The organism is Agrobacterium sp. 22-209-1 (assembly GCF_053522485.1).
On sequence record NZ_JBNWCH010000007.1, the window covers coordinates 236,389 to 243,875 of the forward strand.

The following is a 7,487-nucleotide window of genomic DNA, read 5'->3' on the forward strand; positions in this document are numbered from 1 at the left end:
ATGAATAGACACAGGAAAGCCCTACCCTGTGGATCAAAAAGATTCAACACGTGGTTAACAACGGCTTAACAGCACATGCGTGCCGCCGCTCAAAGAGAGAAAAGCGTTAATCTATTCCCAGATATCGATGCGAATATCGGCGGGACGGGCGTTTTCGATCACCCTTTTTCCGTTGGGAAGATCGTTTTCGAACAGTTTGGCGTGGATTTGAGTGGCATCGAGGCCATAACCCTGCCATCTGTTGCGCAGTCTCTCTTCAAGCACCGCGACGGATGGACCCACAAAAATAGTGAGATCGAAGCTGCCGGCCAGTGTCGTCCAGGGCGCCTCGTTGAGCAGCAGATAATTGCCTTCGGCAAGGATCAGGCGCGTGTCCGGCGCAATCGCTCGGGCAGAGGCAATGGCGATTTCGCGGGAGCGGTCGAAAACCGGGACAAGAACTTCCTGGCCCCCCTTACGAACGGCGGAGACGATATCAAGGAAACCGCGCACGTCGAATGTTTCGGGCGCGCCCTTTCGCGGCAGCAGCCCCCGTTCTTCAAGAATGCCATTGTCCATATGGAAGCCGTCCATGGGCAGGACGGCGGCCGTTTCGCCTCGTGCGAGCAAAGCATCACAAAGCGCATCTGCCAGCGTGGATTTGCCGGCCCCAGGGGGACCGGCAATGGCGACGATAAAACGGGATTTACCTTCTGCCCGCCGAAGAACATCCTCGGCGATCGTTTCAAGCTTCAGCGTCATGCGGCAAGCGTTTCCTTCGGCGCTTCCTTGGCACCGGTCATGAAGGCGACGGCATCCGACATCGAATAGTCCTTCGGATTGATGACGCACAGGCGCTTGCCTAGCCGGTGGATATGGATGCGATCCGCGACCTCGAAGACATGCGGCATGTTATGCGAGATCAGGACGATCGGCAGGCCGCGGGAGCGCACGTCGAGGATAAGCTCCAGAACACGTCGGCTTTCCTTGACACCAAGTGCCGCCGTCGGTTCGTCGAGGATGACGACCTTGGAGCCAAAGGCTGCCGCACGCGCCACCGCCACACCCTGACGCTGACCGCCGGAAAGGGTTTCCACCGCCTGATTGATGTTCTGGATCGTCATCAGGCCGAGTTCCGACAGTTTCTCGCGGGCGAATTTTTCCATGGCCGGGCGGTCCAGCGCCCGGAACAAACTGCCCTGAATGCCGGATTTACGGATTTCCCGCCCGAGAAACATATTGTCGGCTATGGAAAGCGCCGGCGAAAGCGCGAGGTTCTGATAGACCGTCTCGATGCCGGCCTTTCGCGCCTCGATTGGCGAGCGGAACTGGACGGGCTGGCCTTCCAGTCTGATCTCCCCTTCATCGGGTGTCACGGCACCGGAAATCGCCTTGATGAGAGAGGATTTGCCGGCGCCGTTGTCGCCGATCACGGCCAGGATTTCTCCGGGATAGAGATCGAAATCGGCATGGTCGAGGGCGGTCACACGACCATAGCGCTTGACGAGACTGCGTGCTGTGAGAATGGGTTCTTTTGCCATCAGCCTGCTACCTTTCTGATCCACTGGTCGATTGCTACAGCCATGATGATGAGGACGCCGATCAAGAGATAGGTCCATTGCGGATCTGTTCCGATAAGCCGGAGGCCGAGCGAAAAGACGCCGACGATCAACGCACCGAAAATCATACCCATAATCGAGCCGCGCCCGCCGAACAGCGAAAGGCCGCCGATAACCACCGCAGTGATGGATTCGATATTGGCGAATTGGCCAGCCGTCGGTGAAACCGAGCCGATGCGCCCGATCAAGGCCCAGCCGGCAAAGGCGCATATGAGGCCGGACAGGGTGTAAACGGTCGTCAGCATGCGCTTTACGTTGACACCGGCAAGTTCGGCGGCATCCGGATCGTCACCCACCGCATAAAGATGGCGACCCCAGGCGGTGCGATTCAGCACGTACCAAAGCAGGGCGACGAGCAGGACCATGGCGATGACGCCATAGGTGAAGACCGCACTGCCGAAGCGGACGCTGCTACCGAAAACTTGCAGGATAGGCGCTTGCTGGGCAATGTCCTGGGCGCGGATTGTTTCGTTGGCGGAGTAGAGAAAATTGGTGGCCAGCACGATCTGCCACATGCCGAGCGTGACGATGAAGGGAGGCAGCCGCATGCGCGACACCAGAATACCGTTGATGAAACCGCAAAATGCGCCGACGGCAAGGCCACAGAGAATGGCGAATTCCGCCGGCAAGCCGTAACGGAAGGTGAACTGCCCCATGATGACGGAGGACAGGACCATGATCGCGCCAACCGACAGATCGATGCCCGCCGTCAGGATGACCAGCGACTGCGCCGCGCCGACAATACCGACGATGGCGACCTGCTGCAAAATAAGGGTCAGCGTGAAGGCCGAGAAAAACTTGCCGCCGAGAAGCAGGCCGAAAACTATCAGCGACAGCACCAAAACGATAAGCGGAACGGCCGCCGGGCTGGAATGGAGAAAGTGCTGCAGTTTTTCCAGCACACTCTTGTCGTGCGTATCGAAAGCGGCGACCTGCGTCGAACTTCCCGAAAGCACCTTTTCAAATTCATTATGCGGCTGAGGCCGCACCGGTTGATCGCTCATGGATTTTCCTCCCGATCGCTCTATCGCACCCGCCCTGACGCCGGGGTCCTATCTCCAAAGAGAATGACGCGTAGATTTCAAAGTGTTGTGAAGCGGCCCTTATCATCCCCGCAGGACGCGTGACGCGCTCGTTTGTTCCTTTGTCCGATCCCCCGGATCGTGCCTGATATTCATTCGGTCCAAGGGCGGGGGCACGAATGCCCCCGCGGGTTTCAACGGCGAGGCATCAGCCCCAGCACTTGTTGAGACCTTCCTTCGTATCGATCGAATCGAGGCCCTTGACCGGCTTGTCGGTCACCAGAGTCACGCCGGTATCGACGAAGTTCTTGCCTTCGGTCGGCTTCGGCTTTTCACCCGTGTCGGCAAACTTCTTGACGGCTTCGACGCCGAGAGCCGCCATCAGCAGCGGGTATTGCTGCGAGGTCGCGCCGATCACGCCTTCCGCCACGTTCTTGACGCCCGGGCAACCGCCGTCGACAGAAACGATCAGAACATCCTTTTCACGGCCGACCGCTTTCAGCGCCTCATAAGCACCGGCTGCTGCGGGCTCGTTGATGGTGTGGACGACATTGATAGTCGGATCCTTCTGCAGCAGATTTTCCATCGCAGCGCGGCCGCCTTCTTCGTTACCATTGGTGACGTCATGGCCAACGATGCGCGGATCGTCCTCGTCGCCGATCTTGTTGATGTCCTTCACGTCGATGCCAAAGCCCTTCATGAAGCCCTGGTTGCGCAGCACGTCCACTGTCGGCTGGGAGGGGGTGAGGTTGAGGAAGGCGATTTTCGCATCCTTGGCCTTGTCGCCAAGCGTACCGGCAGCCCATTTGCCGATCAGTTCACCGGCAAGAAGATTGTCGGTGGCGAAGGTGGAATCGGCAGCATCAACGGGTTCGAGTGGCGTATCGAGGGCAATGACCAGAAGGCCGGCATCACGCGCCTTCTGTACTGCTGGAACGATGCCCTTGGTATCCGATGCCGTAATCAGGATACCCTTGGCACCATCGGCAATGCAGGTTTCGATGGCGGCCACTTGGCTTTCGGAATCGCCATCGATCTTCCCGGCATAGGATTTCAGCGTCACGCCAAGTTCCTTGGCCTTGGCGGTCGCGCCTTCTTTCATCTTGACAAAAAAGGGATTGGTATCGGTTTTGGTGATGAGGCAAACCGAGGTATCGGCCGCAGACGCAACGGACGCGAAAGAAACGCCAAGCGCAAGCGCGCCCAGAAGAGCGGAAACAGTGGTCTTCATGAGATCCTCCCAATGGATATTTGAGCACCGTGACGGTTACCCGACGATCCCGTCTCCTCCGAGATCGACGACCGTTGGCTCAGATGGAACCACCAAAGGAAACGCCTGTCAATAAATAAATCCGATTGAATTATTAATTCTCTATGGCATTCTAATGTGCGGCAGGGAGGAATATCGCCACGTCGTTTAACGTTGCGATAGCACGATTGCCATAAAGCCTGCTGTATCGGTCGCGGCGGATATTGCGGGCGGGAGGATGACATTATGAGACAATCTGTCGAGACGGCGCCCCCGGCGGCGCCCACCACCATGGATATCAGCGGCGGCGCCAATCAGGTCGGCGTGCGCGCTTATAATGAGCGGCTCGTGCTGTCTCTCGTTCGTCGCCACGGCGGACTGTCAAAAGCTGAGATATCAAGACTTTGCGGCCTTTCAGCACAGACCGTCTCGGTTATCATGCGCTCACTTGAAAAGGACGGGCTTCTCATTCGCGGTGAAAGACTGCGCGGCAAAGTCGGCCAGCCATCGACGCCGATGCGGCTTAATCCCGACGCCGTTTTTTCTTTCGGTGTGAAGATCGGCCGACGCAGCGTCGATCTCGTGCTGATGGATTTTGTCGGCCGGATCAGGCTCAAGCTGCGCAGAACCTACCCCTACCCCCTGCCGGAATGGATATTGCCGTTCGTGATCGACGGCATAACGGAACTCGAATCGAAGCTTTCCCCTGCGGAGCGGGAAAAAATTGCCGGCGTCGGCGTCGCCGCTCCATTTGAATTGTGGAACTGGGCGCAGGAAGTGGGTGCACCGCAGATTGAAATGGAGCGGTGGCGGGGCGTCGATATCCGGTCGGAAATTGCTGAAAACGTCAGCTATCCGGTTTTTCTGCAGAATGACGCCACCAGCGCCTGCGGCGCCGAACTGGTTTTTGGTGCAGGCCAGCACTATCCGGATTTTCTTTACGTCTTCATCGGCTCTTTCATAGGCGGCGGCGTCGTTTTGAATTCAGCGCTGTTTTCCGGAAAGACGGGAACGGCCGGCGCCATCGGCCCCCTGCCGGTGCAGGGGCAGGATGGCAATACCGTCCAGCTTCTGAAAATCGCGTCGATCTTCGTTCTGGAAAACATGTTGCGCGAAAAGGGCATCGATCCGCGACCCCTGTGGTTTTCCCCGGACGAGTGGATCGATTTCGGCGAACCGCTGGAAAGCTGGATCAGGAAAACCGCCGCGGCGCTGGCGCAGGCCGTCATTGCCGCAGCCTCCATCATCGATTTTTCAAGCGTCATCATCGATGGCGGTTTTCCCGACTGGGTCAGAACAAGGATTGTCGCCGCCACCCGCCTTGCTCTTAAACACCACGATCTGCAGGGCGTCACGGTGCCTGACATCATCGAAGGCGCGGTCGGTAGCCAGGCGCGGGCAATCGGCGGCGCCAGCTTGCCCCTATTTTCGCGCTATCTCATCGATCAGAACGTTCTGTTCAAGGACACGACCGGCTGAGCCTTCGCAGCGCTCTGCGGTTTTATTACTCGGCTATTAATTTGGATATCTGCCGGTCATTCGCCAGCGGCATGCTGCATGATCGCCGCCAGAAAGGCAGGTCCGTATCGCTCGAGCTTGGTATCTCCGACGCCGGGAATCCCAGCCATTTCCTGCGCCGAGGCCGGTTTTGCCGCCGCAAGTTCGATGAGGGTCTTGTCGTGGAAAATCACATAGGGCGGAACGTTCTGTGCCCGGGCAATTTCCATGCGCTTCGCACGCAGCGCCTCAAAAAGACTGCGATCGGATTCCGGCAAGACCGTCGATACCGCGTTGCGGGGCGTCTGTTGCCTTGCGGAACGGGGAGCGGATGGTATCCTCAGCATCAATGCCGGTTTTTCGCGCAGGAACCGTCGTCCATCATCTGAGATGGACAGGCCGCCATGTCCGGACAAATCCACTTCAATCATGCGTAACGCAACCAGCTGACGCAGGATGGCGCGCCACGTGCGGTTGTCGTGCTCCTTCCCTATCCCGTAGGTGGTAATGCGGTCATGGCCGAAGCGGGAAATCCGCTCGTCCTCGACACCCAGCAATACGCGGATGACATAGGCCTGGCCAAAACGTTCACCCGTGCGATAAATACAGGACAGAAGTTTCTGCGCGGCGATGGCCCCGTCAAACAGGTCCGGCGGCTCGGCGCAGGTATCGCAATTGCCGCAGGGCTCGCACCGGTCGCCGAAATAGGAGAGCAGAACCTGCCGGCGGCAACTGGCCGTTTCTGCGAGGCCGAGCAGCGCATCGAGCTTCTGGCGCTCCATATATTTGCGTTGGTCCGCGGCATCAGATTCTTCGATGAAACGATTGCGCAGGGCAATATCTTCATAGCCATAGAGCATGAGCACGTCCGACGGCAAACCATCACGACCGGCTCGGCCTGTTTCCTGATAATAGGCCTCGATACTGCCGGGCAGGTCGACATGCACCACGAAGCGCACATCCGGCTTGTCTATACCCATGCCGAAAGCGACGGTCGCGACGATGATGACCGCCTCGCCGTGCTGGAAACGGGTCTGGTTTTCCTCACGGGCGGCCTTGTCCATGCCGGCGTGATAGGGCAACGCATCGCGCCCCTCCTCCCGCAGCCATGCCGCCGTTTCGTCCACCTTGCGTTTGGAAAGGCAATAGACGATACCGCTCTCACCGTCGCGATCCTTCAAAAAGCGCTTCAGCTGCGCGCGCGGATTGTCCTTTTCCATGATCGCATAGCGGATATTAGGCCGGTCGAACCCAGCAATGAAGGCATCGTGTTCTTCAATCCCCAGGTGACCGAGAATTTCGGCGCGCGTGGGTTCGTCGGCCGTCGCCGTCAGCGCCATGCGCGGCGTATCGGGAAAACGCTCGATCAGCGTGTCGAGCTGGCGGTAGGGCGGCCGGAAATCATGCCCCCATTGCGACAGGCAATGGGCCTCGTCGATGGCGATCAACGACAGGTCGATGGATTGCAATGCATCGAGTACATCCGGCTTGAGCAGGGTTTCCGGCGCGGCATAAAGAATATCGACCTTGCCGGCCCGCATGTCTCGCCATAGCGCGCGCCGCTCTTCCGGGGAAAGATCGGAATTGAGGGCTTCGGCCCGCACCCCGGCCTGACGCAGGGCAGCGACTTGATCGACCATCAGTGCGATGAGCGGCGAGACGATCAACCCCATGCCATTACGAGCAAGCGCCGGGATCTGGTAACAAAGCGACTTCCCACCGCCCGTCGGCATTAAAACGAAGGCATTGTTTCCCGCCACTACATGCCGAATGATGTCGGCCTGCCTTCCACGAAACGCATCGTATCCATAGACGGTCTTGAGGATATGCAAGGGATCAGCGGTCACGGCAGTTTTTATCCGAAGTGGAAAGATTGTGCATCATCACGGTTTTGCAGCCCATGGCAATGCCGAAGATGGATTTGGCCGTGGCAGTAGATAGCGTGATTGATTTTTTACCAGACACAACGAAAGCAAAAAAGGCTCCGCGTTTCCTCGGAGCCCTTTGATAGTCATGTAAATTTTGGTTGCGGGGGCAGGATTTGAACCTGCGGCCTTCAGGTTATGAGCCTGACGAGCTACCGGGCTGCTCCACCCCGCGTTACCAGCGTAAATCCCTATG

Annotated in this window: 6 protein-coding genes and 1 tRNA gene; 1 reads left to right on the forward strand and 6 read right to left on the reverse strand. The window is 58.2% G+C overall.

Translation table 11 applies throughout. The features are described 5' to 3' along the window. Window positions 1-111: 111 nt before the first annotated feature. The 4 genes from ACQZ48_RS17225 to ACQZ48_RS17240 form a co-directional block, all read right to left on the reverse strand. The gene (locus tag ACQZ48_RS17225; protein ID WP_077983291.1) at window positions 112-741 is read right to left on the reverse strand and encodes a nucleoside triphosphate hydrolase; all 630 of its coding nucleotides are present in this window, start codon (window positions 739-741) and stop codon (window positions 112-114) included. Further along, window positions 738-1,520 (reverse strand): ATP-binding cassette domain-containing protein, encoded by a 783-nt coding sequence (locus ACQZ48_RS17230; RefSeq protein WP_077983293.1) that lies wholly within the window; start codon window positions 1,518-1,520, stop codon window positions 738-740. Before ACQZ48_RS17230 ends, ACQZ48_RS17225 begins: the two co-directional genes overlap by 4 nt. Continuing rightward, window positions 1,520-2,602 carry an ABC transporter permease gene (locus ACQZ48_RS17235; protein WP_077983294.1) on the reverse strand — a complete coding sequence of 361 codons (1,083 nt, stop codon included), beginning with the start codon at window positions 2,600-2,602 and terminating at the stop codon, window positions 1,520-1,522. The genes ACQZ48_RS17230 and ACQZ48_RS17235 overlap by 1 nt, the downstream gene beginning before the upstream one ends. A gap of 226 nt (window positions 2,603-2,828) precedes the next feature. Next, window positions 2,829-3,851, reverse strand: a complete 1,023-nt coding sequence (locus ACQZ48_RS17240; protein ID WP_077983295.1) for a sugar ABC transporter substrate-binding protein — start codon at window positions 3,849-3,851, stop codon at window positions 2,829-2,831. 264 nt (window positions 3,852-4,115) lie between these two features. On the opposite strand from ACQZ48_RS17240, the gene ACQZ48_RS17245 reads away from it, so the two are divergent. Next, window positions 4,116-5,348 (forward strand): ROK family transcriptional regulator, encoded by a 1,233-nt coding sequence (locus ACQZ48_RS17245; protein WP_077983296.1) that lies wholly within the window; start codon window positions 4,116-4,118, stop codon window positions 5,346-5,348. A gap of 56 nt (window positions 5,349-5,404) precedes the next feature. Here ACQZ48_RS17245 and recQ read toward each other — a convergent pair whose 3' ends face one another. Beyond that, window positions 5,405-7,213, reverse strand: coding sequence for a DNA helicase RecQ (recQ, locus tag ACQZ48_RS17250; protein ID WP_191217268.1), 1,809 nt, complete (start codon window positions 7,211-7,213; stop codon window positions 5,405-5,407). 176 nt (window positions 7,214-7,389) lie between these two features. Continuing rightward, window positions 7,390-7,466 (reverse strand) — tRNA-Met (locus tag ACQZ48_RS17255). Window positions 7,467-7,487: the final 21 nt, after the last annotated feature.